The 26,087-nt window shown below is 67.1% G+C and carries 28 protein-coding genes and 1 tRNA gene; 12 read left to right on the top strand and 17 right to left on the bottom strand.

The features are described from left to right. Positions 1-110 precede the first annotated feature (110 nt). The 10 genes from efp to gap form a co-directional block, all read right to left on the bottom strand. Positions 111-674 carry an elongation factor P gene (gene efp / locus SJY20_RS06390; RefSeq protein ID WP_380785772.1) on the bottom strand — a complete coding sequence of 188 codons (564 nt, stop codon included), beginning with the start codon at positions 672-674 and terminating at the stop codon, positions 111-113. 36 nt (positions 675-710) lie between these two features. After that, positions 711-1,298 carry a peptidoglycan DD-metalloendopeptidase family protein gene (locus SJY20_RS06385; protein ID WP_380785771.1) on the bottom strand — a complete coding sequence of 196 codons (588 nt, stop codon included), beginning with the start codon at positions 1,296-1,298 and terminating at the stop codon, positions 711-713. A gap of 4 nt (positions 1,299-1,302) precedes the next feature. Beyond that, a complete protein-coding gene (locus SJY20_RS06380; RefSeq protein ID WP_380785769.1) occupies positions 1,303-2,289 on the bottom strand; it encodes a L,D-transpeptidase family protein in 987 nt (328 codons plus the stop codon). A gap of 218 nt (positions 2,290-2,507) precedes the next feature. Beyond that, positions 2,508-3,215, bottom strand: a complete 708-nt coding sequence (thiE, locus tag SJY20_RS06375) for a thiamine phosphate synthase (RefSeq protein WP_380785768.1) — start codon at positions 3,213-3,215, stop codon at positions 2,508-2,510. A gap of 209 nt (positions 3,216-3,424) precedes the next feature. Continuing rightward, a complete protein-coding gene (locus SJY20_RS06370; RefSeq protein ID WP_380785767.1) occupies positions 3,425-4,339 on the bottom strand; it encodes a class I fructose-bisphosphate aldolase in 915 nt (304 codons plus the stop codon). A gap of 19 nt (positions 4,340-4,358) precedes the next feature. Beyond that, positions 4,359-4,682, bottom strand: a complete 324-nt coding sequence (locus tag SJY20_RS06365) for a type II toxin-antitoxin system PemK/MazF family toxin (RefSeq protein ID WP_380785765.1) — start codon at positions 4,680-4,682, stop codon at positions 4,359-4,361. Continuing rightward, a complete protein-coding gene (locus SJY20_RS06360; RefSeq protein ID WP_380788594.1) occupies positions 4,669-4,914 on the bottom strand; it encodes a ribbon-helix-helix protein, CopG family in 246 nt (81 codons plus the stop codon). Before SJY20_RS06360 ends, SJY20_RS06365 begins: the two co-directional genes overlap by 14 nt. Before the next feature lie 49 nt (positions 4,915-4,963). After that, the gene (locus SJY20_RS06355; protein ID WP_380785763.1) at positions 4,964-6,154 is read right to left on the bottom strand and encodes a phosphoglycerate kinase; all 1,191 of its coding nucleotides are present in this window, start codon (positions 6,152-6,154) and stop codon (positions 4,964-4,966) included. Continuing rightward, positions 6,151-6,561, bottom strand: a complete 411-nt coding sequence (locus SJY20_RS06350) for an MOSC domain-containing protein (protein WP_380788592.1) — start codon at positions 6,559-6,561, stop codon at positions 6,151-6,153. Before SJY20_RS06350 ends, SJY20_RS06355 begins: the two co-directional genes overlap by 4 nt. Positions 6,562-6,775: 214 nt before the next feature. Next, entirely contained in the window at positions 6,776-7,783 is a 1,008-nt protein-coding gene (gene gap, locus SJY20_RS06345; protein ID WP_380785761.1) for a type I glyceraldehyde-3-phosphate dehydrogenase, read from the bottom strand. Positions 7,784-7,953: 170 nt separating this feature from the next. On the opposite strand from gap, the gene SJY20_RS06340 reads away from it, so the two are divergent. The 4 genes from SJY20_RS06340 (at position 7,954) to SJY20_RS06325 (ending at position 9,370) form a co-directional block, all read left to right on the top strand. Beyond that, positions 7,954-8,136, top strand: coding sequence for a hypothetical protein (locus SJY20_RS06340; protein ID WP_380785760.1), 183 nt, complete (start codon positions 7,954-7,956; stop codon positions 8,134-8,136). Next, a complete protein-coding gene (locus tag SJY20_RS06335) occupies positions 8,136-8,444 on the top strand; it encodes a cell division protein ZapA (RefSeq protein WP_380785759.1) in 309 nt (102 codons plus the stop codon). The genes SJY20_RS06340 and SJY20_RS06335 overlap by 1 nt, the downstream gene beginning before the upstream one ends. A gap of 189 nt (positions 8,445-8,633) precedes the next feature. Next, the gene (locus tag SJY20_RS06330; RefSeq protein ID WP_380785758.1) at positions 8,634-9,167 is read left to right on the top strand and encodes a 5-formyltetrahydrofolate cyclo-ligase; all 534 of its coding nucleotides are present in this window, start codon (positions 8,634-8,636) and stop codon (positions 9,165-9,167) included. Continuing rightward, positions 9,164-9,370: a DUF2842 domain-containing protein gene (locus SJY20_RS06325; protein ID WP_380785757.1), complete on the top strand. Its 207-nt coding sequence runs from the start codon at positions 9,164-9,166 to the stop codon at positions 9,368-9,370. The genes SJY20_RS06330 and SJY20_RS06325 overlap by 4 nt, the downstream gene beginning before the upstream one ends. Before the next feature lie 160 nt (positions 9,371-9,530). On the opposite strand, the gene SJY20_RS06320 is transcribed toward SJY20_RS06325, so the two are convergent. The 3 genes from SJY20_RS06320 to SJY20_RS06310 all read right to left on the bottom strand — a co-directional run bounded on the left by SJY20_RS06320 (position 9,531) and on the right by SJY20_RS06310 (position 11,880). Next, a tRNA-Asp gene (locus tag SJY20_RS06320) sits at positions 9,531-9,607 on the bottom strand. 45 nt (positions 9,608-9,652) lie between these two features. Next, a complete protein-coding gene (locus SJY20_RS06315) occupies positions 9,653-10,885 on the bottom strand; it encodes an AI-2E family transporter (RefSeq protein ID WP_380785756.1) in 1,233 nt (410 codons plus the stop codon). A 53-nt stretch (positions 10,886-10,938) separates the two neighbouring features. Continuing rightward, the gene (locus tag SJY20_RS06310; RefSeq protein ID WP_380785754.1) at positions 10,939-11,880 is read right to left on the bottom strand and encodes a hypothetical protein; all 942 of its coding nucleotides are present in this window, start codon (positions 11,878-11,880) and stop codon (positions 10,939-10,941) included. A 349-nt stretch (positions 11,881-12,229) separates the two neighbouring features. On the opposite strand from SJY20_RS06310, the gene SJY20_RS06305 reads away from it, so the two are divergent. The 5 genes from SJY20_RS06305 to SJY20_RS06285 all read left to right on the top strand — a co-directional run bounded on the left by SJY20_RS06305 (position 12,230) and on the right by SJY20_RS06285 (position 18,294). Then, on the top strand, positions 12,230-14,263 hold the full coding sequence (locus tag SJY20_RS06305) for a 3-hydroxyacyl-CoA dehydrogenase NAD-binding domain-containing protein (protein WP_380785753.1): 2,034 nt from the start codon (positions 12,230-12,232) through the stop codon (positions 14,261-14,263). Between the two features lie 168 nt (positions 14,264-14,431). Next, positions 14,432-15,613, top strand: a complete 1,182-nt coding sequence (locus SJY20_RS06300) for an acyl-CoA dehydrogenase family protein (protein WP_380785752.1) — start codon at positions 14,432-14,434, stop codon at positions 15,611-15,613. 111 nt (positions 15,614-15,724) lie between these two features. After that, positions 15,725-16,852, top strand: a complete 1,128-nt coding sequence (locus tag SJY20_RS06295; protein WP_380785751.1) for an acyl-CoA dehydrogenase family protein — start codon at positions 15,725-15,727, stop codon at positions 16,850-16,852. Between the two features lie 73 nt (positions 16,853-16,925). Continuing rightward, positions 16,926-17,813 carry an acyl-CoA thioesterase gene (locus SJY20_RS06290; protein ID WP_380785750.1) on the top strand — a complete coding sequence of 296 codons (888 nt, stop codon included), beginning with the start codon at positions 16,926-16,928 and terminating at the stop codon, positions 17,811-17,813. Positions 17,814-17,889: 76 nt separating this feature from the next. After that, positions 17,890-18,294, top strand: a complete 405-nt coding sequence (locus SJY20_RS06285) for a BLUF domain-containing protein (protein ID WP_380785749.1) — start codon at positions 17,890-17,892, stop codon at positions 18,292-18,294. Here SJY20_RS06285 and SJY20_RS06280 read toward each other — a convergent pair. The 3 genes from SJY20_RS06280 to SJY20_RS06270 all read right to left on the bottom strand — a co-directional run bounded on the left by SJY20_RS06280 (position 18,291) and on the right by SJY20_RS06270 (position 21,708). Continuing rightward, complete coding sequence (locus tag SJY20_RS06280) at positions 18,291-19,088, bottom strand: SDR family NAD(P)-dependent oxidoreductase (protein ID WP_380785748.1); 798 nt, start codon at positions 19,086-19,088, stop codon at positions 18,291-18,293. The two genes, SJY20_RS06285 and SJY20_RS06280, sit on opposite strands and share 4 nt — an antisense overlap. Positions 19,089-19,245: 157 nt before the next feature. Next, the gene (locus tag SJY20_RS06275) at positions 19,246-20,301 is read right to left on the bottom strand and encodes a phosphotransferase family protein (protein ID WP_380785747.1); all 1,056 of its coding nucleotides are present in this window, start codon (positions 20,299-20,301) and stop codon (positions 19,246-19,248) included. 147 nt (positions 20,302-20,448) lie between these two features. Then, positions 20,449-21,708, bottom strand: a complete 1,260-nt coding sequence (locus SJY20_RS06270) for an acyl-CoA dehydrogenase family protein (RefSeq protein ID WP_380785745.1) — start codon at positions 21,706-21,708, stop codon at positions 20,449-20,451. A 157-nt stretch (positions 21,709-21,865) separates the two neighbouring features. On the opposite strand from SJY20_RS06270, the gene SJY20_RS06265 reads away from it, so the two are divergent. After that, positions 21,866-23,107, top strand: coding sequence for a TetR family transcriptional regulator (locus tag SJY20_RS06265; protein WP_380785744.1), 1,242 nt, complete (start codon positions 21,866-21,868; stop codon positions 23,105-23,107). A gap of 57 nt (positions 23,108-23,164) precedes the next feature. On the opposite strand, the gene SJY20_RS06260 is transcribed toward SJY20_RS06265, so the two are convergent. Next, on the bottom strand, positions 23,165-23,887 hold the full coding sequence (locus SJY20_RS06260; RefSeq protein ID WP_380785743.1) for a GcrA family cell cycle regulator: 723 nt from the start codon (positions 23,885-23,887) through the stop codon (positions 23,165-23,167). A 61-nt stretch (positions 23,888-23,948) separates the two neighbouring features. Here SJY20_RS06260 and SJY20_RS06255 point away from each other — a divergent pair, with 61 nt between their 5' ends. Together SJY20_RS06255 and SJY20_RS06250 are read left to right on the top strand one after the other, a co-directional pair. Further along, the gene (locus tag SJY20_RS06255) at positions 23,949-24,803 is read left to right on the top strand and encodes an ABC transporter permease (protein WP_380785742.1); all 855 of its coding nucleotides are present in this window, start codon (positions 23,949-23,951) and stop codon (positions 24,801-24,803) included. Beyond that, the gene (locus tag SJY20_RS06250) at positions 24,800-26,083 is read left to right on the top strand and encodes a serine hydrolase (RefSeq protein ID WP_380785741.1); all 1,284 of its coding nucleotides are present in this window, start codon (positions 24,800-24,802) and stop codon (positions 26,081-26,083) included. Before SJY20_RS06255 ends, SJY20_RS06250 begins: the two co-directional genes overlap by 4 nt. Positions 26,084-26,087: the final 4 nt, after the last annotated feature.

Raw genomic sequence — 26,087 nt, 5'->3', positions numbered from 1 at the left:
CCCGCTTGCGGGAGGGGTCGGGGGTGGGCTCGCGCTTTCAACCGAAACTGGTGGCGATGGCGCGAGCCCACCCCCCAGCCCCCTCCCGCTTACGGGAGGGGGAGCAGCAATCAGTCCGCGCGGCGGACGTAGGTCTGTTCGTACACGTCGACGACGATCTTGGTCCCCGCACCGATATGCGGCGGCACCATCACGCGGACGCCGTTCTCGAGGATCGCGGGCTTGTAGCTCGACGAGGCGGTCTGCCCCTTCACCACGGCATCGGCCTCGACGATCATCGCCTCGATCGTGTCGGGCAGCTGGACCGAGATCGGCCGCTCTTCCCAAAGCTCCATGACCACGTCCATGCCGTCCTGCAGGAACGCCGCGGCGTCGCCCAGGATGTCGGCGTCAAGCGTGATCTGCTCGTAGTTCACCTTGTCCATGAAGGTCAGCGTGTCGCCCTCGCGGAACAGGTACTGGAAGTCGACGGTGTCGAGCCGGACCTTTTCCAGGCTCTCGGCCGAACGGAAGCGGACGTTGTTCTTGCGGCCGTCGATCAGGTTCTTCATCTCGACCTGCATGTACGCACCGCCCTTGCCGGGCTGCGTGTGCTGGATCTTGACCGCGCGCCAGATGCCGCCTTCATATTCGAGAATGTTGCCGGGACGAATCTCGACCGCGTTGATCTTCATGACCTATACCTGCTGGAAAGAGCGAAGCGCAGGCCTTTAGCCGCCGGCGCCCTTACCGGCAAGCAGGGGGTACGGGTTGACGTTCTCGCCCTCCCACCAGCGCTGGCCCGGCGCCATCCGCGTGATCCCGAAATGCAGGTGGTAGTTGCCCGCCCCCGCGTCGCCGGTATCGCCGACGAACCCGAGCGGATCGCCGGCCTTCACGACCTGTCCCTCATGCACGCCGGGGGCGTAGCCGGCGAGGTGTGCGTAATAATAGGTCCAGCCGCCGTCGACCGAGCGGACGTACAGCGTCGTCCCGCCGAGGTTGCTCTGGAACAGCTTCTCGATCCGCCCCGGCGCCGCGGCCACCACCGACGCACCGGCCGACGCCATGATGTCGGTGCCGTGGTGCCCGCGCGTGCCGCCGCCCCGCGCATCGTTCCAGCTATCGGCGATCTGGTCGCGGCGGACACCGGCGACCGGCACGGCCAGCACCCCCTGCCGGACAGCAACGGGGACGACCGTCGGCGCCTTCGGGTGCCACGGGATGCGGGTGCTGCCGCCGCCGAACGACAGCATCGACGCAAACCCGCCGACCGCGACGACGATCAGCGTCAGGATAACCCAGAAGGTCCGCGTCACGGGCCTATTCCTGGAACACCACCGGCGTACCGGGCTTGACCATCATCGCGAGGCGCGCGGCGTTCCAGTTCGCCAGCCGGACGCAGCCATGGCTCGCGGTCCGCCCGATCAGCTCGGGCACCGGCGTGCCGTGGATGCCGTAATGCTCCTTCGACAGGTCAAGCCAGACCACGCCGACCGGACCGTTCGGCCCCGCCGGCAGCATCGCCTTCTTGTCGTCCTTCTTCGCGTCCCAGAACAACGCCGGGTTGTAATGGAACTTCGGGTTGTAGTCCGCGCCGTTGATCTTCCAGGTGCCCAGCGGCAGCGGATCGTGCGTGCTGCCCGTCGTCACCTGGAACAGCGCGACCAGCTTGCCGGCCTTGTCATAGGCCTTCAGCACCTTCTCGGACTTGTCGACGACGATCTTGTCCGCCTGCGGCTGGTTCGCATCGACATTGAGCATCGCCAGCGTCGCGAGCCAGTCGGGCTTCAGCTTCTGGTCGTACGCACGCGAGGTCGGCAGCGCGTTGGGGAACACTACCTTGGTGCCGGGCTTGAGCAGCGTCTGCGGCGAATTCAGCTCCATCAGCACCTGCGGGGTGGTGTGGAACATCTCCGCCAGCTTCTCCATCGGTGAGCGATAGCCGAGCGCCGGCAGCTTCGCCTGTTCGTCCTCGCCCTTGGGAATCACGTAGTACGGACCGGCAAGCGCCGCGGCGGACAGCGTCAGCGTCTTGGTCGCCTCGACCCCGGCATAGGGCTTCAGTGCCTCGACGGTCGCCTGATCGAGCTCACCGGTCGTCGGCAGCCCGCGATTTTCCTGGAACCCCTTGATCGCGGCGGTCAGCGTCATGCCGCGCCGCCCATCCAGTACGCCGGGCGAGAAGCCGAGCTTGTCGAGGATCACCTGGACCTTCAACACCCCGCGATCGAGCGGCGGAGTGGGCGCTGCCGACACCGCGGCGCTCATGAACGCCAAGCCGAGAACCGTTGCCGCGATCGCCTTCATCGTGTTTCCTAACCGTTACGCTTTCGCACCAACGGTCGGACGGACGGTTGTTTCCCTTGAACGGATCGGGCGCGCGCGGCCGTCGAAACCATGCCGTTCTCCTGCGAAAGCAGGAGCCCAGGGTTACTCAAGGCAGCGCTCGAGACTCCTGGGCTCCTGCTTTCGCAGGAGAACCGTGTTCGGTTATCAGCGGAACCAGTACTGGCAGACCCGAAGGATCACGCCGCCGACAGCGACGCGCGATCCCCCAGCAGATCGGCGAACGCCTTGACGGCCTGGGCTTCGTCACCGCCCCAGATGCCGTTCGACACGGCAAGGAAGTCGGCACCCGCAGCCACCAGCGGCGGTGCGTTGGCGATCGTGATACCGCCGATCGCGACGCACGGGATCTCGAACAGCGTCGACCACCACGACAGTAGTATGGGCTCCGCGACATGCTCGGTGGTCTTGGTCGTGGTCGGATGGAACGCGCCAAACGCGACATAGTCGGCCCCCGCCTCGCCCGCGTCCATCGCAAGATGGCGGCTTGCATGCGCGGTGACGCCGATCTGCGCCTCCGGGCCGAGTTCCGCACGCGCCTCGCGCGGGTCGCCGTCGTCCTGGCCCAGATGGACGCCGTCGGCACCGAGCCGCTTGGCCAGCGCGATGCTGTCGTTGACGATGAACGCGACGTCGCGGTCGGCGCAGATCCGCTGCAACGGCTCGGCGAGCGCGGCGGCGGCGTGCTGGTCGATGTCCTTGACGCGGAACTGGAACGCCGCAACCGGGCCGGCGTCGAGCGCGCGTGCCAGCCGGTCGGCAAAGCCGCCGGTCACGTTGAGCGGCGAGACAATGTAGAGCTGGCATTTCGGCCGGCGCAGGTCGCGCGTGAAATTGGCGGCGAAATTGGGGTCGAGGGGACCCAGCGGATCTTCGAAGTCGGTCATCGCGCTGCCCTAGAGCAATTTGCCGGTCCGATGCACCTGTCTTGTTGCCGTGGAGGGCGGACAGCATTGCCACCCCCTCGTCACCCCAGCGAAGGCTGGGGTCTCCCGCGGCGACGTGCCGCCCGAGCCACGGGAGATCCCAGCCTTCGCTGGGATGACGATCGGGGGGGCGGAAGTGATCAATCCCGCCCCCCCGATCCGTCAGAGCCTTATTCCTCGTTCTTGTAGATCGAGACGATCTTCGCGAGCATTTCCAGCGCCTCGGCACGCGGGCGCTGGAAGGTGTTGCGGCCGATGATCGAGCCGTTGCCGCCGCCGTCGCGGATGTCGCGGGCGTCCTGATAGACCGCGTCCGACCCCTTCGCCGCACCGCCCGAGAACACCACGATCCGGCGTCCGGCAAAGCTCGACTGGACGACGTGCTTCACGCGGTCCGACTGCTTCGACCAGTCGGTGCCCTCATACGCCTTCTGCGCGTCCTTCTGCTCGATATGCGCGGTCGGCAGCTTGACCTTGATGATGTGCGCGCCGAGCAGCGCTGCCATGTGCGCGGCATAGGCACCGACGTCGAGCGCGAGTTCGGCGTCCTTCGACAGGTTAGGGCCGCGCGGATAGCTCCAGATCACGGTGGCGATGCCGACCGACTTTGCCTCCTCGGACAGCTCGCGGATTTCCTCCATCTGCTCGAAGACGTTGTCGCCGCCCGGATAGATGGTGAAGCCGATCGCCGCGCAACCGAGCCGCAGCGCGTCGGAGACGCTGGCGGTGACGGCCTGGTCGATGCTGGTCGCCCAGCTGTTCGAGCTGTTGCACTTGAGGATCGTCGGAATCTGGCCGGCAAACGTATCGGCGCCCGCTTCGAGCATCCCGAGCGGTGCCGCATAGGCGCTGAGCCCGGCATCGATCGCGAGCTGGTAGTGATAGTGCGGATCATACGCCGGCGGGTTGATCGCAAAGCTGCGCGCCGGGCCATGTTCGAAGCCCTGATCCACCGGCAGAATAACCAGCTTGCCCGTGCCGCCGAGGTGGCCCTGCATCAGGATGCGCGTCAGGTTCGCCTTAACCGCCGGGCTGGTAGCTTCGTATTTGTCGAGGATGGATTTTACGATCGGGGTCATCTTCATTCCTTTGGTCGATACGAGATTATAAATTGAGCCAGAGCCGCGCGGCGTCGTCGACCCGCGTCATGGCGCCGTCGTCGAGCGATCCAATGACCGCGTCGACCGCGACGTCGCGGATCGTGAGGATCTTGTCGAGCAGCACGACAGACGCATCGCGCAGGTTGTTCCGGTCATCGGGCATGACCGCGATCCGGAACGCAGACGGCAACGCTTCCGAGGTTATCATACAGACGGTGATCGACGAGGGCCGGTCGAGAAACGCGGAATTCTGCAACACCAGCCAAGGGCGCGGTTTGCCCGCGTAAGGTCCCTTCTCGCTCGCGATGACGATGTCACCGCGCTGCAAGATCGTCGCTCAGGTCACGAAACGCCGAACCCAGCACCGCATCCAGCTCCGGGTTGTCGCGCTCCGCGTCGCTGATCGCGCGCCATTCCGCCCGCGCTCGCGCCTCGACGTCGTTGCGCAGGACATACGACCGGATGGCCTCCCGCGCGATCTGGCTCTTCGGCCGGCGCGTACGCCGGGCAATGGCGTCGAGCGCCAATTCCGTCTCCGCGTCCAGCCGTACACCAAGCATCATCGCGTCCTGTTCAACATGTTGAACATAGAGGTTCCACGGTTCCCGATCAACGCCGAAGTGCAGCCACGCCCGGCAGTTCGCGGCCTTCCATCCATTCCAGGAACGCGCCGCCTGCCGTGGACACGAAGGTAAACGCGTTGGCGACCCCTGCATGGTTGAGGGCTGCGACGGTGTCGCCACCGCCGGCGACCGAGACGAGGCTGCCGTCCTGAGTCAGTGCTGCGGCGGTCTTCGCGAGTGCGACCGTGGCGGTGTCGAACGGTGGGGTCTCGAACGCGCCGAGCGGGCCGTTCCAGACCAGCGTGCGGCAGTTCTTGAGCACGTCGCCGAGCGACTCCACCGCCGCCGGGCCGACGTCGAGGATCATCTCGTCGGCCGCGACCTCGTGGACATTGACGGTACGGGTCGCGGGGTTCGGCTTGAATTCCTTCGCGACGACGACGTCGTATGGCAGATGGACGATGCAGTTGGCCTTGTCGGCGGCGTCGAGGATCTGTTCGCAGACGCTGGCCAGTTCATGCTCGCACAGGCTCTTGCCGACCGCGACGCCGCGCGCCGCAAGGAAGGTGTTGGCCATGCCGCCGCCGATGATCAGGTGATCGACCTTGGTCACCAGGTGACGGAGCACGTCGAGCTTGGACGACACCTTCGCGCCGCCGACCACCGCGGCGACTGGATGCTCGGGAGCGCCCAGCGCCTTTTCCAACGCATCGAGTTCGGCCTCCATCGCACGGCCCGCAAAGGCGGGGAGGACATGGGCGAGACCCTCGGTCGAGGCGTGCGCGCGGTGCGCGGCGGAGAAGGCGTCGTTGACGTAGAGGTCGCCCAGCGCCGCGAAGCGATCGACTACTGCCGGATCGTTCTTTTCCTCACCGCCGAAGAAGCGCGTGTTCTCCAGTACTGCGATGTCGCCGGGCTGCAGCATGGCGACGGCGTCGGTTGCCCCCTCCCAGTCGACATAGCGCACCGGACGGCCAAGCACCGCGGCATAGGGCCGGACGACCTGCGACAGCGAGAATTCGGGGCTCGGGATGCCTTTGGGACGGCCGAAATGCGCGAGAATCAGGACGATCGCGCCGCGGTCCGCCAGTTCCGACACCGTCGCCACCGTCGCACGCAGGCGGGTGTCGTCGGTCACCGCACCATCGGCCATCGGCACGTTGAGATCCTCGCGGACCAGCACGCGCTTGCCGGTGATCTCACCGATATCGTCGAGCGTCTTGAAAGCCTTGGTCATGGTGTCTCGATCCTGATCTCATCGCCGATCGCAATCATGCCACCGGCCAAAACGCGCGAACAGGCCCCGCCCCGCCAATCGGGAGTCAGGGCCGCGAACAATCCCGGCGCTAGCGCCTCCATGCGCTCGCACGGATCGGTATGGCGGGTAATCTCGAGCAGCACGTCGCGCCCGATCCGCAGCCGCGCGCCGGCAACCTGCGGCAAATCGAGCGCCTCGACCAGCAGGTTGGCGCGGCGCTGGTACCAGGGCAGGTTATGACCGACCTCGGCCATCGCCGCATCCCAGTCGATCCGCTCGAGCAGCGTCACCTGCCGACGCCCCTTGCCGCCCGGCTTCACCGCGCCGCGAAAGTCGCCGTGCAGGCCACCCGCTATGGTGACCTCGACATGGTCGATCGTCTCCATCGGCGCTTTCGCACGCGGGTGGCGGGCGATACCTATCAATTTACCGGTCAACAGGCCGTTCCCCTGCTCCCGCATTCGCCGCCGTCCGTATCTCCGTCACCCCAGCGTAGGCTGGGGTCTTCCCGTCGGGAAGCGTCCCGGCCCGAACCGGGAGATGCCAGCCTGCGCTGGCATGACGGGCTTTGGGGACGTCGGACGGACACGGACGCTATGATCAGATGAACTTCGCCATCGCGGTCGCGGTGTCGACCATGCGGTTGGAGAAGCCCCATTCATTGTCGTACCAGCTGAGCACGCGGACCAGCTTGCCGTCGATCACCGCGGTTTCCAGGCTGTCGACGGTCGACGACTGCGGCGAGTGCATCAGGTCGATCGAGACCAGCGGCTCGTCGGTATAGACCAGGATGCCCTTGAGCGGACCGCTGTCCGCCGCCGCCTTCAGCACCGCGTTGACCTCGTCGCGGGTGGTGTCGCGCTTGGGGGTGAAGGTGAGGTCGATCAGCGACACGTCGGGCACCGGCACGCGGATCGCCGAGCCGTCCAGCTTGCCCTTGAGCTCCGGCAGCACCTCGGCGACGGCGCGCGCGGCACCGGTCGTGGTCGGGATCATGTTCATCGCCGCGGCGCGCGCACGGCGCAGGTCGGGATGGATCTGGTCAAGGATCTTCTGGTCGTTGGTATAGGCGTGCACCGTCGTCATCAGCCCGCGCTCGATACCGATCGCGTCGTTCAGCACCTTGGCGACCGGCGCCAGGCAGTTGGTCGTGCACGATGCGTTCGAGACGATGTTGTGATCGGCGGTCAGCTTGTCGTGGTTGACGCCGTAAACCACGGTCAGGTCGACACCCTTGCCGGGCGCGGAGATCAGCACCTTCTTGGCGCCAGCGTCGATATGCTTCTGGCACGAGACGTTGTCGGTAAAGAAGCCGGTGCATTCGAGCACGATGTCGACGCCCAGTTCCTTGTGCGGCAGGTTCGCCGGATCGCGCTCGGCGGTGACGCGGATGCGCTTGCCGTCGACGACCAGGTCGTTGCCCTCGGCCGAGACTTCGCCGGGATAGCGGCCATGCACGCTGTCGCGGCTGAACAGCCACGCGTTCGACTTGGCGTCGGCGAGATCGTTGATCGCGACGAGTTCGAGATCGCCCTGCTTCTCAAGCAGCGCGCGCGCGACGAGACGACCGATGCGTCCGAAGCCGTTGATCGCAACCTTGACCGTCATGTCCGTCTCCTGAAATTTCCAGCGCCACGGCCCCGTGGAGTCCGGGTCAGACTCCGGCGGGCGGGCGCGCAGCCTTTGCGGGGCGGCAGGCTGCCCTGTCAACCGCATGGGCCGTGGCCGACGGGCCGAAACCGCCTTGCCGCGGGATCGTTGCGTGCTATCCGGGGGGCATGGCAGACACTCCTTCCGCAGTCGATCGCATCGATGGCGCGATCGCCCGAATCGAGGCGGCGATCGACGCGCGTGCGAAAAGCGGCGATGCGCTCGCCCGACGTCATGCAGATCTGAAGGCGCGGATGGCCGAAGCGGTCGCCGCGCTCGACGACGTCATCGCTCGTGGGAATCCAGGCTGATGGCCGAAGTCATGCTCAACATCGGCGGTCGCAACCACCCGATCGCCTGCGCTGATGGCGACGAAGGCCGCGTCCGGCAGCTGGGGACGATGATCGATGCGCGCTGGGCAACCGCGCAGCGCGCCGCGGGCGGCCTCAGCGCCGAACGCGCGATGCTGTTCGTCGCGCTGATGCTCGCCGACGACCTCGACGAGATCGAACAGCGGCCGCCGGAAGGAGCAGCAGTCAGCGAGACCGCGCTCGCCCGGATCGCAGCCCGTCTCGAAAGCCTGGCCGAAGCCCTTGAGCATAGCCCGCCGAGCGCCTAGATTGGTGATGGCGGGTTCTGCCCGGTGCGAGCCTTTATTATCCCTGAGGCTATTCATCATCCATAGGGGGCTGTCCCTGTTAGGACCCTGGTCCAAAGCATATGGTCCCCACCTGACGTACCGTGCGTCAGTGGATAACCCGGCACACGGCCATGGTGGGCCCGCCACACCCACCCAGCGAAAGCGCGCATGACCGACAAGCGTGCCCTTCGAACCTCGCTGCGCACCGCGCGCGACGGTTTCGGCGTGCAGTCGGTGCTGGTGCCCCCGGCGTTCCTCGCGCGGCTCTCCGCCGGGCTGACGGTCGCCTCCTATGTCCCCATCGGCAGCGAAGCCGACCCCTCCCCGCTCGCGCGTGCCGCGGTCGAGGCCGGCTGCGTCATCGCATTGCCGCATGTCGTCGACCGGACGCAGCCGATCCGCTTCCTGAGCTGGGATACCGAGGCGGCGCTGGCATCGGGGCCCTACGGGCTCAGCCAACCCGCTCACGACGCCGCCGAGCTGGAACCCGACATCATCCTCACCCCGCTGGTCGGATTCGATCGCGCGGGCAACCGCATCGGCCAGGGTGCCGGCCATTACGACCGTGCATTCGTCGCGCACCCCAACGCCTGGCGCGTCGGCATCGCGGTGTCGGTGCAGGAGGTCGCGACACTTGCCCCCGATCCGTGGGACGTTCCGCTCCACGCCATCGCCACCGAACAAGACTGGATCGTGCCATGACGCCGAGTTGGCGCAAACCCGTCGGGATGCTCGGCATCCTGCTGCTGATCCTGCTGTGGTGCGTCGCCATCACCAGCCTGTCGGGCGTCGTCGGCGGCTGGCACTGGACCGCGCAGCTGGTCTTCTACCTGTTCACCGGTCTGATCTGGATCACGCCGCTGAAGCCCGTGCTGCGCTGGATGGAAGTCGGGCACTGGCGCTGACCGCGCCTGCTCCGTCATCCTGACGAAAGTCAGGACCCAGAGCCAAGGCGCGTCGTGCCCGGTTACCCTGGGTCCTGACTTTCGTCAGGATGACGGAGTAGGTAAATAAACCCGTACATTCAACGATCTGGAGACCACAACCGCCAACCCTTGTGAAGGGTGGCGCGAGTGACGGGACTCGAACCCGCGACCTCCGGCGTGACAGGCCGGCGCTCTAACCAACTGAGCTACACCCGCTTATGAAGCGTGGTGGCGGGCAACTACGTCGGGAGCCCCGAACCGTCAACCCCCCGTTTCGCGTTGTTCGTTTTTCTCGCGATTTCTTCCGCGCTGCTGGACCAGCGTACCATGCTCGAACAGGAATCCGGCGATGTCGGGCTTGCCGGCCGCGCCCAGCACGGTCTGCAGGATGATCAGCAGCGGAACCGCCAGCAACGCGCCCAGCGTGCCCCACACCCATCCCCAGAAGCTCAGGGAGATCAGGATGAGCAACGGGCTTATCGTCAAGCGGTGCCCGACCACGAAGGGCGTGATAGCATTCGCCTCGACCAGGTGCAGCCCGTACATCAGCGCCGGCGGCAACAAGGCCATCCAGATATCCGAAAACGTCATCAGCCCGCCCAGCGCCAGCAGGAAGGCGCCGATCACCGGCCCGAAATACGGAATGTAGTTGAGCAGCGCGACGATCCCGCCCCACATCGCCGGATAGGGCATGCCGATCGCCCACAGCGCGGTGCCGGTGATGACGCCCAGGATGATGTTGATGACCGTGATGGTGCCCAGATAGGCCGAGACGTCGTCGACGACGTCCTGGATCACCCGTGCGGTCGCCATTGCGCCGTCGAAGCTGGTGCGCCCGGTGATCGTCCGCCGGCGCATCCGGGTCCAGCCGGACAGGAAGAAGAATACGATCAGCGTCCCGAACAGGAACTGCACGATCACAGCTGGCGCCGAGGTGGCCGCCACTTCAAGGATCGACCCCGGCGCGGCGACGCCGGCGGTCGCTGGCTGGCGGATCGGCGTCGATGCGACCTGCCGCAGCGTGCGGTTCACGTATTTTTCGAGGCTCGAATACAGATCGAGCAGCGGCGCGAGGTTGTGCTGGATGCGATCGAGCCGCGTCGGCAGCAGGCGGAAGAAGTCGGTTGCCGGCACCACGATCGCCGCGATCGCGATGTTGGCGGCGATCAGGAAGACCAGGATGCACAGCAACGCTGCGACCGGCGACGGCAACCCGCGCCGTTCCAGCCACTCGAGCACCGGCACCAGCGCGACTGCGATGACCAGCGCCGTGGTCAGCGGCAGGAAGAACTCCGCACCCGACTTCAGCGCGAACGGCAGCGCGATGACCAGCCCGATCCCTGCGGTCAGTGTCAGCGCGGCTAGTAGGCGGTCGCGGCGCTGCGCGATCCGCAGCGCTTCGTCGGCACCGACCCCGATCGGTAACCCGAACGCGCCCTGCGCGGCCGGATCCGGCGCTTCCTCGATTCGAACCTTGCCGTCGTCGTCCGCCATGTCGCTGATCCTTCAGCCACATCCTTCCCGCAAAGGTCGGCCGCGTTCAAGCGTCAGCGATGTTGATCGATATCGATATCTGTCGGTGCGACATGGAGCGCCTGGGTCGGCGCGCCCAGCACTGCGGCACGGGCGCGGACGCTGGCCTCTAGAAAGGGATTCGCGAGCTGCATGAACCGCCGCGGGGTGGTGCCGAGGAAGGTGTTCGCGTCGCGCAGGAAGTGCGGCATGTCGTGATAGCTCGGGTCGATCGCACTCGGGTCGGTCGGATTGCCCGAGATGAACAGCTGCAGGAACGACCGCAGGAAGCGCGCCCGCCGCATCAACAGCTTCGACGGCATCCCGAAATAGCGCTGCGACAACCGCCGCAGCGTCGACGCGGTGATTCCCATTTCCTCCGCCAGTTCGCCGACCTCGCTCAAGCCGGGGCGGACGACTAGCCGCATGAGGGTCCGGATATGGGCTTCGTGCGGGTCTTCGCGAGTGAACAACGGCAGGAAAACTTCGTCCAGCAAGGGCTTTAGCGCCGCCCGGTCGGGGGCGCCGGTCAGCACCGTGATCAGCCGACCTACCACTGCGGGATCCAGAACGGTATCCGCCGGCACGATACGGTTGTGGAAGTCGACCGCGCTACGCCCGGTGAGCGCCGCCCAGCCTGCCGCGCTGATGCCGATGCCGACCATCGTGCCGCCGTGCGTCGTGACGCTCAGCGCGCGGCTGGTCGGGCCGATCAGGCTCGCCTGCACCATCGGCGGGAACGGGCGGCTGCCGATCCGCGGGAAGATCGGGCCGGCATCCAGCGCAACACCCAGCATCACCGGCGCGGGCAGAAACCAGTCGACCTGCGGTTCGCGACTTTCCACGCTGTACGCGGTATAGCCGGTAATCAAGGCAGCCAGCCGCGGATCGGGCATATCGTACCGGATCGCCATCCCTTTGGGCATGACGACCGGCGCGGCCACTGGAAGCGTGTGCCGATCGATCTCGTCGCTCATTTGTTACGCTACCCCACCCTGGCGCGACGCCACCCGGCCCCCCGGCGTCTAACTCACCGGCATCGCACGAAATTGAGCTAATCTAGTTTAGGCAACGGTCAACCGTGATTCCGTACGGCGCAGTGCGTTTTGTTCCAAAATTGTACGGTCGCAAGCTTCCAGCACCCTACTGGGGGGCGGATGTGGGCGAAAACTCCGACAGCGCATTGAACATCGGGTTTGTATTCTCAGAGGCCTCGGATCGAGGACACTCTTGCCTAGCGTTACGATCATCGCGATAGAAGCCTGGCGATTCGAAGCGAAGGTATGGCAATAGCGTCGCCAGAATGCGCAGACAGCAGGAGTTTCCATGACCGCCCCGATCCGCACCGAGCGCCACGACGACATTCTCGTGATCATCTCCGATAATCCCCCGGTCAACGCGCTGGGTGCCGCAGTCCGCCAGGGGCTGGAGGCGGCGGTGAAGGACGGCATCGCCGACAGCGGCGTCACGGCGATGGTGATCCGCTGCGACGGCCGCACCTTTTTCGCCGGTGCCGACATCACCGAGTTCGGCAAGCCGATGCAGGAACCGGGGCTGCCGACGCTGGTCGACATGATTGAGGCGTCGCCCAAGCCGATCGTCGCCGCGATCCACGGTACCGCGCTGGGCGGCGGGTGCGAGGTTACGCTCGGCTGCCATTACCGGGTCGCAGTGCCCTCGGCCAAGATCGGCACGCCCGAGGTCAAGCTGGGCCTGTTGCCGGGTGCCGGCGGCACGCAGCGGATCCCGCGGATCGCCGGCGTGAAGCTGGCGCTGGAAATGACCGCGAAGGGCGATCCGATCTCCGCGAAGCGTGCGCTGGAGGCTGGACTGATCGACCGGATCGTCGGCGAGGATAGCCTGGAAGCGGATGCGGTCGCCTTCGCACGGGAGATCGCCGCCCAGCGCCCCCTGCCACGCGCATCCGAGAAGACCGCGACCGCCGATCCGGACGCCGTCGCCGCGTTCAAAAAGGAGAATGGCCGCCGCTTCCGCGGGTTCGAGGCGCCCAACGCCAACATCGCCTGCGTCGAGAAGGCTGCCGACGGATCGAGCTTCGCGGACGGCGTCGCGTTCGAGCGGCAGGAATTCATGCGGCTGATGATGGGCGTACAGTCCGCGGCGCAGCGCCACATCTTCTTCGCCGAACGCCAGGCATCGAAGATCGACGGGATCGCCGCCGACATCGCGTTGCGGCCGATCAAGCGCGTCGGCGTGATCGGTGCCGGCACGATGGGCGGCGGGATCGCGATGAACTTCCTGTCGGCGGGCGTCCCGGTGACGATCGTCGAGATGGCGCAGGACGCGCTCGATCGCGGCGCCAGCGTGATCCGCAAGAATTACGAGGCGTCCGCCGCCAAGGGGCGCCTGAAGCCGGAGCAGGTCGAAGCGGCGATGGGCGCGCTAACCCCAACACTCGACTTCGCCGCGCTGGCCGACTGCGACCTGGTGATCGAGGCGGTGTACGAACAGATGAGCGTGAAGACGGAGATCTTCGCCAGGCTCGACGCGATCTGCAAGCCCGGTGCGATCCTCGCGTCGAACACCTCCTATCTGAACGTCGACGAGATCGCCGCCGCGACCGGCCGCCCGCAGGACGTGGTGGGCATGCACTTCTTCTCGCCCGCCAACGTGATGAAGCTGCTCGAAGTCGTGCGTGGCGCGAAGACGGCGGACGACGTGCTGGCGACGGTCATGGCGCTCGCGAAAAAGATCAAGAAGGTCGCGGTCGTCGCCGGGGTCTGCGACGGCTTCATCGGTAACCGCATGCTGATGCCTCGGCAGGTCGAGGCGATGAAGCTGCTGATGGAGGGCGCGACGCCCGAGCAGATCGACCGCGTCCATGTCGAGTTCGGCATGCCGATGGGGCCGTTCCAGATGAGCGACCTCGCCGGCGTCGACATCGGCTGGCACCGCGACCCGACCCGCATCGAGAGCATCCGCGACGCGCTCGCCGCCGAGGGTCGATGGGGTCAGAAGACGCAGAAGGGCTTTTACGACTACGACGAGAAGCGGACCCCGACCCCGTCGCCGCGGGTCGCCGAGATCATCGAGGAATTCCGCGCGAAATCGGGCACCGCGGTGCGCGAGATCAGCGACCAGGAGATCGTCGAGAAGACGCTCTACACGATGGTCAACGAAGGCGCGCTAATCCTCGAAGAGGGCATGGCGCAGCGCGCGTCCGACATCGATGTGGTCTGGATCTATGGCTATGGCTGGCCGGTCTATCGCGGCGGACCGATGTTCTGGGCGGATACCGAAGGGCTGGCGAAGGTGGTCGCGGGGCTGGAGCGCCACGGCTTCGCGGTGGCGAAGTCGCTGGCGGAGAAGGCGGCGAACGGCGGGCGATTCAACAGGTAGCGCGGCAGACGCGCCAACCTCCCCACCACCGTTATCGTCACCCCAGCGAAGGCTGGGGTCTCTGTGGGGCAGATGCCGCGATCCGAACCGGGAGACCCCAGCCTACGCTGGGGTGACGGATCTGGTGGCGGGTGGCGGCCAAAAACGGACTCCGACGAAAGAGACACCATGACCGACCTCGACCAATTCCGCTCGGAAACCCGCGCCTGGCTCGCCGAGAACTGCCCGCCCGAGATGCGCGAGCCGTTGCGTTCCGAAAAGGACGTCTGCTGGGGCGGGCGAAACTACGTGCCTTCCAGCCCCGCGCAGAAGGAGTGGCTGGACCGCATGGCGGCGCGCGGCTGGACCGTGCCCGACTGGCCCAAGGCGTATGGCGGCGGTGGCCTGAGCGCGGCGGAGACCAAGGTCCTGCGCGAGGAAATGGCGGCGATAAACGCGCGCAACCCGCTCAATTCGTTCGGCATATCGATGCTTGGACCGGCGCTGCTGAAATACGGCACCGAGGAGCAGAAGGTCGATCACCTCACCAAGATCGCGCGCGGGGAAATCCGCTGGTGCCAGGGGTATAGCGAACCCAATGCCGGGTCCGACCTCGCCAGCCTCGCGACCTCGGCCGACGACAAGGGCGACCATTATCTCGTCAACGGCCAGAAAGTGTGGACGTCCTACGCCGACCAGGCCGACTGGATCTTCTGCCTGGTGCGCACCGACAAGACCAGCAAGCAGGGCGGGATCAGCTTCGTGCTGTTCGACATGGCGAGCCCCGGCGTCTCGACCCGCCCGATCCTGCTGATCAGCGGCAATTCGCCGTTCTGCGAGACCTTCTTCGACGACGTGAAGGTGCCCAAGGCCAATCTGGTGCACGAGGAGAACAAGGGCTGGGACGTCGCGAAGTACCTGCTCGGGCACGAGCGCGAGATGATCTCGGGCATGGGTCTCGGCCATAGTGGCGGCAATCCGCTGATCGACGGGGCGATCGCAACCGTCGGGCTCGATCATGACGGCCGCCTCGCCGACCCGTTGCTTCGCGCGAGCATCGCGGTGTTCGAGGTGCGTGCGCGTGCATTCGGGGCGATGTCGGAACGATTCATCGACGAGCTCAAGGCGGGCCGAGCGCATCCCGCGCAGCCGAGCATGATGAAATATTACGGGACCGAGCTGAACAAGACGCGGCACGAACTGATGATGAGTGCGGGCGGGTCGGACGCACTCGAATGGGACAGCGACCGCTCGCGCGGCGGCGCGGCGGCGCGGTCGTGGCTGCGGACCAAGGCGAATTCGATCGAAGGCGGGACGAGCGAGATCCAGCTCAACATCGTCGCCAAGCGGATCCTCGATCTGCCGGCCTAACGCCCACACGCCGTCACCCCGGACTTGGTCCGGGGTCCACTCATTCACCGGCGCTCGCTCCCGAGGCACGGTGGACCCCGGAACAAGCCCGGGGTGACGAAAGAAAAGCAGATGCCCCTCTTCCTCGACGACGACCAGACCGCCCTGCAGGACACCATCCGCGACTTCATCGGCGAAGCGGCGCCGGTTGCACACATGCGCGCGCTGCGCGATTCCGAGGACGCCACCGGCTTCTCGCGCGACCTGTGGAAATCGTTCGCGGAGATGGGCTTTACCGGCATCCTGATCGGCGAGGATCAGGGCGGGCTCGGGATGGGCCATGTCGAGGCGGGGATCGTGCTGGAGGAGATCGGCCGCAACCTGTCGCCGTCGCCGTTCCTGACCACCGCGGTCGCAGCGGTCGAGGCGCTCACCGGGACGCCGCACGCCGCCCGCTGGTTCCCCGGGATCGTCGCCGGCGAGACCGTCGCGGCGCTCGCGATCGACGAGCGAGCCAAGCACGGCGGCGCGATCGGCATGACCGCGGAACGCTCGGGCAATGGGTTCAAGCTGACCGGGCAGAAGCGGTTCGTCGGCCACGGCCATGTCGCCGATCTGATCATCGTCGCCGCCCGGACCGCGGGGGCGGAAGACGATGCCAATGGCGTGACGCTGTTTGCCGTACCGACGGACGCCGCCGGGCTTACCGCGGACGCCGAGCGACTGGCGGACTCCAGCCTGGCCTCCCGCCTCGAGTTCGACGGTGTAGAGCTCGATGCCGACGCGGTGATCGGCGAGGTCGATGGCGGGCGGGCGCGGCTGGACGGCCTGTTGCGCGCCGGTCGCGCGGGGGCGTCGGCGGAGCTGCTCGGCGTCGGCGGCGGGGCGATGGACATGACGATCGACTACCTCAAGCAGCGCAAGCAGTTCGGTGCGATCATCGGCAGCTTCCAGGCGCTGCAGCACCGCGCCGCGCACCTCTATGCCGAGATGGAAGTCGCGCGCGCGGCGACGCTGAAGGCACAGCAGCTGCTCGATGCGAACAGCCCGCTCGCCGACGATGCGGTGTCGGTGGCGAAGGCGATGACGTCGCTCGCGACCACGCTCGGCGTCCAGGAGGGGGTGCAGATGCACGGCGGCATCGGCATGACCGACGCCTATGACATCGGCTTCTACATGAAGCGCGCGCGGGTGCTGGCGGAGATGTTCGGCGATGCGAACTTCCATGCTAACCGGTTGGCGATAGCCGCCGGGTATTGACCAGGACCTGTCCCCCCGCGAAGGCGGGGGCCCAGACTGGGCACCCGCCTTCGCGGGTGAACACGGAGCTCAGATGACCTTGGACACCGCCGATATCTCGCCCGAAGCGCTCGCCCAGCGCCTCGTCGACCTGCTCGAGATCGAGGAGATCGACACCGACCTCTATCGCGGCAAGCGTCAGCCGGGCGGATCGGGCCGGGTGTTCGGGGGGCAGGTGATCGCGCAGGCGTTGCAGGCGGCGCAGCGCTCCACCGATGCGCCCAAGACCGCGCACTCGCTCCACGCCTATTTCATGCGGCCGGGCGACGAGCAGCACCCGATCCTGTACCGCGTAGTGCGCGATTTCGACGGCCGCAGCTTTGCCACGCGGCGCGTGATCGCGATGCAGAAGGGCAAGCCGATCCTAAACATGGCGTGCTCGCTGCAGGCGCCCGAACAGGGGTTCACGCACCAGGACGCGATGCCCGACGTGCCGCCGCCCGAGGATCTGCGGTCCGACCACGACCTGCGCGCCGAGTCTGCCGAGCAGATTCCAGAGCCGTTCCGGGCGATTTTCGCACGCCAGCGGCCGATCGAGATCCGCCCGGTCGAGCCGCGCAACTGGGTCAACCCGACGGTCGGCCCGCCGTGCCAGCACAGCTGGTTCCGGATCGTCGCGCCGATCGGCAACGACCCGGCGATGCACCGCGCGATCCTGGCCTATGCGTCGGACATGTCGCTGCTAGGCACCGCGACGCTGCCGCACGGCGTCAACTGGATCACGCCGGGGTTCCAGACCGCGAGCCTCGATCATGCGCTGTGGCTGCACGAGGATTTCCGCGCCGACGACTGGCTGCTCTATGCGTGCGACAGCCCATGGGCGGGCCATGCGCGCGGCTTCAATCGCGGCAAGATTTTCGCGCGCGATGGTCGGCTCGTCGCCAGTGTCGCCCAAGAGGGGCTGATCCGGCTGCGCGATTGATTAATATCAGCGCGTTACCTAACTTTGGGCGCATATCGCGGACGGCTAGCGTGCGCTCGATCACCCGGAGCCATACGTGCAGCGACTTCTCTATATCAGCACCGCGCGCAAACCGCTGACGCAGGACGAGATCGACGAGATCCTGCGCACCTCGCGGCGCAACAACGCTGCGGTCGCGGTGACCGGGCTGCTGGTGGTCGGTGGCCGGCGCTTTATGCAGGCGCTGGAGGGACCGACCGAGGCGGTCGAGCGCGTCTATCAGCGGATCTGCGCCGATCCCCGGCACTTTGCGGTGGTGATGCTGGCGCGCGAGCCGATCGAGCGGCGGCGCTTCGACGACTGGGCGATGGGGTATCGCGCGGGCGCCGACCCCAGCGGCACGGCGTTGCCCGACGTCGTCCGGTCGCTGACCGCAACGATCGACGACCCGACGTTGCGCGCCTATTTCACCAGCTTCGCCGACCTGCACGCGGCGAGTTAAACCGCGGTCTTGCCGTAGTCCTGTCGCGTGACCGGGTGGCTCGACGACAAACCGCCATCGACTACCAGCGCCTGGCCGTTGACGTAGCTGGCGTCGTCGGAGGCAAGAAACAGCGCGGCCTTGGCGAGTTCGTCGGGCTGCGCACCGCGGTGGAGCGGATTGAGCCGGCCGAGGCGGTCCATCTTGTCGGCACTGCGGGCATAATCGAAGGTCGGCTTGGTCATCCCGGTCTCGGTCAGGCCGGGGCAGATCGCGTTGACGCGGACGTTCGATCCCGACAGCTGCTGCGCGGCGACCGCGGCGAGGTTGATGACACCGGCCTTCGACGCGGAATAGGCCGGGCTGCCCGCACCGGAGCGGAGTCCGGCGACGCTGGCGGTCAGGACGATCGCGCCTTTTCCACGCTTGGCGATCTCCGGCGCGCCGTGCTTGATCGCGAGGTATGGCCCGATCAGGTTGACGCGCAGCACCTCGGTGATCAGCGCGACGTCGGTGTCGAAGATGTTGGCCATGCCGCCCGAAATGCCGGCATTGGCGAACAGGATGTCGAGCCCGCCGAACTGGTCGCAGGCGAGCGCGACGGTGAGGACCACGTCGTCCTCGGATCCAGCGTCCATCCGGATCGCGACTGCGGTGCCGCCGGCCTCGGTGATGATCCGTGCGGTCTCGTCGGCGCCTTCGGTCAAGTCGGCGACGACGACCCTGCCCCCTTCGGCCGCGAAGAGGACGGCGGCGGCGCGACCGATGCCCGATCCGGCGCCGGTGACGATGATCGACTGGTCGGCGAAGCGCATTCGGGTGCCTTTTCTATTCGTCACCCCAGCGGAGGCTGGGGTCTCCTTGGGGCGGACGCCGTGGCCCGAACCGGGAGATCCCAGCCTTCGCTGGGATGACGGAGGGGGGCTGGACGACGGAAGGGGACTGGGTGCCGTGTGACGGGAGGGCGCGACATCACGCCCCCGCCTTTTCGGCGAAATGCCAGCTCGCCTCGGCCAGGCGGTACACCCCCGCCGCGGAGGCTTCGGCCTGCGCGCTGGAGGCGGTGCCCTCGACGATGCGCTTCTTGATGCCCTGGACGATGCCGGTGAGGCGGAACAAATTGTAGCTGAAATACCAGTTGAGGTCGGGCACGCCGTCGCGGCCGGTGGCGGCGCAGTAGCGCGCGGTCATCGCCTCGATCGTCGGGATGCCGCTGTCGCCGCCAGCGACGCCGAGCAGGCCCGACCGGCCCTCGGGCGGCGTCACCCAGCTCATCAGGAAATACGAGAAGTCCGCGAGCGGATCGCCCAGCGTCGACAATTCCCAGTCGAGCACCGCGATCACGCGTGGCTCGGCGGGTGCGAAGATCATGTTGTCGATGCGGTAGTCGCCGTGGACGATCGAGGTCCGGGTCTGCGGCGGAATGGTGCGCGGCAGCCATTCAATCAGGCGCTCGACCGCGGGCATCGTCTCGGTCTCGCTGGCGCGGTACTGCTTGGTCCAGCGCGCGACCTGGCGTTCGAAATAATTGCCGGGCTTGCCGTAATCACCGAGCCCCGCCGCTTGGTAATCGGCATTGTGGAGCGCGGCGAGCGTGTCGCACATCGCATCGTACAGCGCGGTGCGCTCGGCCGGCGCATAATCGGGGAGCGTGCCGTTCCACAGGTTGCGACCATCGGCGAACCCCATGACGTAGAACATCGACCCGATCACGCTGTCGTCGGTGCACAGCCCGTAGGGTTTCGCGACCGGGAAGCCGATCGGATACAGCCCCGCGATCAGGCGATATTCGCGGTCGACTGCATGCGCGGAAGGGAGCAACGGGCCGAACGGTTTGCGCCGCAGGACGTAGGTGCCGGACGGGCTGTCGATCCGATAGGTCGGGTTGGACTGGCCGCCGGCGAACTTGGCGTAGGTCAGCGGGCCGGTGAAGCCGGGGACGTTCTCCGACATCCACGCGGTCAGGTTGACGACGTCGAGTTGGTCGCGGCCTTCGGCTGGGATGGTGCTGGATTGGCTTTCGGTCATCGAACCACTCTCGAATTCGTCAGGATGACGGGAGGCGGGAGAAAGGTGCGCCTAAGGCCGTCATCCCAGCGAAGGCTGGGATCTCCCCGTTCGGGCCGCGGCGCCCGCCCCGGAAAGACCCCAGCCTTCGCTGGGGTGACGGTGGGGCTACCGGGTGGCACCAGCCGCCAGGTCGCCGTACTTCCCGAACTCCGCCCGTGCGATTGCGCGGTTGTGGACTTCGTCCGGCCCATCCGCGAAGCGGAGCGTGCGCAGTGCCGCCCAGTCGTGCGCGAGCGTGAAGTCCGCCGATACGCCGCCGCCGCCATGCGCCTGGATCGCGTCGTCGAGGATGCGCAGCGCCATGTTGGGTGCAGCGACCTTGACCATCGATATCTCGAGCTGCGCGGCCTTGTTGCCGGCGCGGTCCATCATGTCGGCAGCCTTGAGGCACAGCAGCCGCGTCATCTCGATATCGATCCGCGCGGTGGCGATGCGTTCCTCCCAGACCGAGAAGTCGGCGATCCGCTTGCCGAACGCGACGCGGGTCAGCAGCCGCTTCGCCATCGCCTCGATCCCGGTTTCCGCGACGCCGATCGTGCGCATGCAGTGATGGATACGGCCCGGCCCGAGCCGCCCCTGTGCGATCTCGAACCCCCTGCCCTCGCCGAGCAGCACGTTCTCGACCGGCACGCGGACATTCTCGAGCACGACTTCGCCGTGGCCGTGCGGCGCATGGTCATAGCCATAGACCGACAGCATCCGCTTGATGGTGACGCCCGGCGCATCCATCGGCACCAGGATCATGCTCTGCTGCTGGTGGCGCGCCCCCTCGAAGCTGGTCTTGCCCATCACGATCGCGACCTTGCAGCGCGGATCGCCGACCCCGCTCGACCACCATTTGGTGCCGTTGATGACATAGTCGTCGCCGTCCCGGACCATCGACGTCTCGATGTTGGTCGCATCCGACGACGCCACCGCGGGTTCGGTCATCAGGAACGCCGAACGGATCTCGCCGCGCATCAGCGGGCCGAGCCATTCCTCCTTCTGCGCCGCGGTGCCGTAGCGGTGGAACACCTCCATGTTGCCGGTGTCGGGCGCCGAGCAGTTGAAGCATTCGCTGGTCCAGCCGATCTTGCCCATCTCCTCGGCGCATAACGCATATTCGAGATTGGTCAGCTGCGTGCCTTCGAACTCGAAGCTGTCGTCGACATGCCGCTGGCCCGAATGCGGCGGCATGAAGAAATTCCAGAGCCCGGCCGCCTTGGCCTTTTCCTTCACCTGCTCGATGACCGGCAGCACCTTCCAGCGCTCGCCGTGGTGGGCCTGCTCGTCATAGTCGGCCTGGCGCGGACGGATTTCGGCGTCGATGAACGCCTTTACGCGATCCCGGAAATAGGTCTCGCGTTCGCTCAGCGTAAAGTCCATCCGTTCCTCCGTCCGGTCGTCTCTTGACCATCGGGGTAGACCATACCGCGTTTTCGGTAAAGCGTGGCGCGGTCGAATGAACCGTTGATTTCATCGCATACGTAACACCCTGCCGAAAAACACTGTATCTTCAAAACCAAGCTGGTACTGTGCGCCGATGCAGGGTGCGGGCACGGAAAAAGACGACGGCGAGCAGGGTACGAAGCGGTTCCGGGCGAAGCGCGACGCGATCCTGGCTGCGGCGGCCGAGGCGATCAACGAACAGAGTGCCAAGGGCATGACGTTCGCGGACGTCGCCCGGCGGGTAGGACTGAACACCACCAGCGTCACCTATTATTTCAAGCGCAAGGAAGACCTTGCCGCGGCGGCGTTCGAGCACACGCTCGACTATCTGCTGGTGATGCTCGACGCGGCGGCGGAGGAAGCGACGCCGGAGGCGCGGGTGCGCCGCTATGTCGCGCTCAACATGGCGCGGCTGGCGCGGATCGAGCGCGGCGAGGAAAAGGCGTTCGCGGTCCTGTCGGACCTTCGCGCGACCGAGGAGCCGCTGCGCGGGCGGCTGATGGCGGGCTGGCGCGAGGTGTTCCGCCGGACACGGCTGCTATGGGGCCCCGCCGGGACGCGCGCGCAGACCGACCTCAACAGCGCACGCGCACACGTGCTGCTCGAGAACACGTTCTGGCTGCCGATCTGGCTAACGCGGTACGAGCCCGATCAATATGACCGGGTCGAGGCGCGGCTGATGGACGTCCTCGCGCATGGCCTCGCCGGCGCCGAGGTCGACTGGACCCCGACGCTGCTCGACCTGGATCATGCCGATGCCGAGCCCGGTCGCGCGGCGTTCCTGCTGGCGGCAACCCGGCTGATCAACGAGCTCGGCTATCGCGGCGCCAGCGTGCAGAAGATCGCGTCCGAGCTGAACGTGACCAAGGGCAGCTTCTACCATCATCTCGATGCCAAGGACGACCTGGTGGTCGCCTGTTATCGTCGCAGCTTCGACACCATCGCGCAGTCGCAGGCGCTGGGCGACACCGAGGGCGGCACGCACTGGCACCGGCTGTCGAGCGCGGTCGCGACGCTGCTCGACGTCCAGTTCGCGGAGCGCAGCCCATTGCTGCGCACGACCGCTCTGAGTGGGCTGCCAGTCGGCGAGCGCAACGCGATGGTCGAACGCTCGAACCGGATCGCGCGTCGCTATGCCGGCACGATCATGGACGGCACGGCTGAAGGGTCGATCCGGCCGGTCGATGCGCTGATCGCGGCGCAGATGCTGATGGCGCTGCAGAATGCCGCGTTCGACATGCGCAAATGGGCCGGGACGATGCCGCGCGAACGCGCGACCGCGATGTACGCGTCGACGCTGTTCTACGGGATGTTCGACGACCGGATGACCGGATGACCGCCTGACGCGCGGCCGTCGTACCGCAGACCGATCACGGTCTGCGGTACTAGGAGCTTAGCGGGGCCGCGGGCCGCCGAATGGCAGCGGCGGCGTCGGGCGACGGTCGCGACGGGGCAGCTGGGCCTGGTACGCATGACCGCAGTGATCGACGCAATACGGGAACCCCGGGTTCACCTTCTCGCCGCAGAAATGGAAGTCGGGCTCGCCGGGATGGCCGAGCGGCCATTTGCAGATCCGGTCGTTGAGATCGAGCAGGCTGGTCTTGCCCGCCATATCCGCGGACGGCTTGGCCGGCACCAGCCGACGCGGCGGCGCAGGGGTGCTCGGCGGCTGCTGCTCGCCGGGCGCCTGGCGAAGGAAGCCACCTGGGCCGACCGAGCGCATGATTGGCTGCGGCGGACGCGGCGTGGCAACGACCGGGGCCGCAACCTCGTCGTCCTCGTCCTCGTCGTCGTCTTCAGCCTCGTCTTCGACCGACTCGACGACCGGTGGCGCGACTGCCTCGACCGGGGCCGGCACCGGCGCCGGAACGGGCGCGGCCGCGACCGGCTCGACGACCGGCGTCTCGTCGGGCTCGACGGCTTCCGCTGCGCTGATCTTCGCATCGGGATCGTTCGGCTTCACCGGCGATGGCCGTGCCTGCAGCGCGAGGCGGTGCGCCTTGCCGATCACCGCGTTGCGGCTGACGCCGCCCAAGGCTTCGGCGATCTGGCTGGCGGTCTGTCCCGCCTCCCACATGGTCTTGAGCGTATCGATTCGCTCGTCGGTCCAGGACATAGTCGTTCCTTACGTTCGCCCGGGTTGCAGGCGGCAGCGGCAGCGATTACCCGCAACCTCTATGAGCAGCCAGCCCCCAATCGGTGATATCCATCCAGCAATCAGGTTCGCCCCCGGCGTTCCGGTCATCCGGAACGTAAACTGGGGCGGTCTTGCAACGCTCTATATCAAGGAGGTGCGCCGGTTCTTCAAGGTCCAGCTCCAGACGGTGTGGGCGCCGGCGATGACGACGTTGCTGTTCCTGATCGTATTCACGATCGCGACGGGGGCCAAAAGCCCGGTTCATGTCGGCGGCACGATCATCCCGTTCGCCGATTTCATCGCGCCGGGGCTGATCATCAGCCAGGGCATGATGGGGCCGGCGTTCGCCAACGCCAGCTTCTCGCTGCTGGTCGGCAAGATGCAGGGCACCATCGTCGACTATTTACAGCCGCCGCTGTCGTCGGCCGAGCTGCTGGCGGCGCTGGTCGGTGGTGCGGTCACCCGGGCGATGATCGTCGGGGTCGTGGTCTGGGCGGCGATGGCGCTCTATCCGGGCGTCCACGTGACCCCGCACGCGCCGCTGGCGATCCTGTGGTTCGGGTTGCTCGGCGCGGTGTTCCTGGCGCTGCTGGGGGTGCTGACGTCGATCTGGGCGGACAAGTTCGATCACGCCGCCGCGGTCACCAATTTCGTCATCGCGCCGCTGTCGCTGCTGTCGGGGACGTTCTATTCGGTCGACCGCCTGGCCCCGGCGTTCCGGACGTTCAGCCACGCCAACCCGTTCTTCTACATCATCTCCGGGTTCCGCTACGGGTTCCTGGGCGTGGCCGATTCGCCGGTCATGCTCGGCGGGGTGGTGATCCTGGTGATCGACATCGTTCTCGCCGGGATGTGCTACACGCTGCTGCGGAGTGGCTGGAAGCTGAAGAATTGATCCGGCGGCTGCTCGCGCTGGTCCTCGCATTGTCGCCGGTCGCGGCGTTGGCGCAGGCATCGGGGGCGCAGGCGCCGGGCGTGACAGCCGATCCTATTTTGCGCGCACGGGCCGCTGCGCTGACCGGCATCCTCGACGACGGCGGCGGCTACGAACGCTATTTCGCCGAGGGCTTCCGCGCCAAAGTGCCCCGCGCCCGCCTCGCGCAGATCGCGGCGCAGCTGAAGGAGACGCTGGGGACGCCGCAGCGGGTCGAATCGCTGACCGCGACCACGCGGTGGTCGGCGAACCTGGTGATCGCCTATGAGCGCGGCACGGCGACGGTGACGCTGGCGCTCGATCCGGCGGCCCCGCACCTCGCGACCGGGCTGTTCGTGACCGGCACCGGCACCCGCGACGACAGCCTGGCAAAGGTCACCGCCGATTTCCGCGCGCTGCCCGGCGCCAGCGGGTTCGGTCTCTACGCACTCGGCGACACAGCCCCCACGCCGATCGCCGCCTACCGCGACGATATCGCCGCGCCGGTCGGGTCGGCGTTCAAGCTGTGGGTGCTGGACGAGGCCGCGCGCCAGGTTGCGGCCGGTGGTCGGCACTGGGCGGACGTCGTGACCATCGGCCCGCCCTCGCTCCCGTCGGGCGTGTTGCAGACCTGGCCCGCGGGGGCGCCGGTGACGCTGCAGACGCTGGCGACGATGATGATCTCGATCAGCGACAACACCGCGACCGACACGTTGATGACGACGCTGGGCCGCGACGCGGTCGATGCGCGCGCGGCTGCGAACGGTGGCAGCACGCCGGTACTGACGACTCGCGAATCGTTTGCGTTGAAGGGGGACCCGGCGCGCACCGCCGCCTGGGCTGCGGCGACGCCCCCTGGCCGCCGCGCACTCCGCGACGGCCAAATGGCCGCGATCTCCGCGAGGCCGCTCGACGCCAGCGTGTTCTCGGGCAAGCCGGTCGCGATCGACAGCGTCGAATGGTTCGCCAGCCCGCTCGCCATGGCCAAGGTCCTCGATCGATTGCGCCATGCCGACGCGCCCGTCCCGGCGATCCTGGCGGTCAACGCCGGCGTCGACGCCGCGACCGCGGGGCGGTTCCGCTATGTCGGCTACAAGGGCGGGTCGGAGCCCGGCGTGATCGCGCTGAACTTCATCGTCCAGGCGAGCGATGGCCGCTGGTACGCCGCGACCGGCAACTGGTACCGCGCCGACGCGGATGTGAACGAACTGCGCTTCACGGGGCTGATGTCGCGGCTGCTGGCGCTGGTAGCCGCCCGCTGACCTT

It is taken from the genome of Sphingomonas sp. R86521 (genome assembly GCF_042466235.1).
Lineage (GTDB): Bacteria > Pseudomonadota > Alphaproteobacteria > Sphingomonadales > Sphingomonadaceae > Sphingomonas.
The sequence above is the reverse complement of the archived record's forward strand: the minus strand, read 5'-3'. Positions and strand labels throughout refer to the sequence as shown.